This is a genomic window from Photorhabdus africana, from assembly GCF_035181445.1.
Lineage (GTDB): Bacteria > Pseudomonadota > Gammaproteobacteria > Enterobacterales > Enterobacteriaceae > Photorhabdus > Photorhabdus laumondii.
Genome location: NZ_JAXBVE010000277.1, coordinates 1 through 245, shown reverse-complemented (window position 1 = coordinate 245; position 245 = coordinate 1). Strand labels below are relative to the sequence as shown.

Here is a 245-nt window from a genome sequence, read left to right as displayed (position 1 = left end):
GATTGAATTACTGGCGCTTGATGGCGCGATTGTCACTATGGATGCCCTGCATTGCCAGAAAGAAACCCTTGCGTTAATTACTCAGCGCGGCGGTGATTTTATTGTGGGTCTCAAAGGCAATCAAAAGACCCTCCATGAATGGGTCAAATCGTATTTTGCTTCGCATTATGAGAGTGATGAGCTTGTTGAATTTACGCAGAAAAATAGCGGTCATGGACGGACAGAATTTCGGCATGTCATGCAAA

The 245-nt window shown here is 44.9% G+C and carries 1 protein-coding gene; it reads left to right on the top strand.

Translation table 11 applies throughout. From position 1 onward, the window contains the following. On the top strand, window positions 1–245 hold a 245-nt coding region (locus SLS51_RS23745), incomplete at both ends, for an ISAs1 family transposase (RefSeq protein ID WP_323840911.1).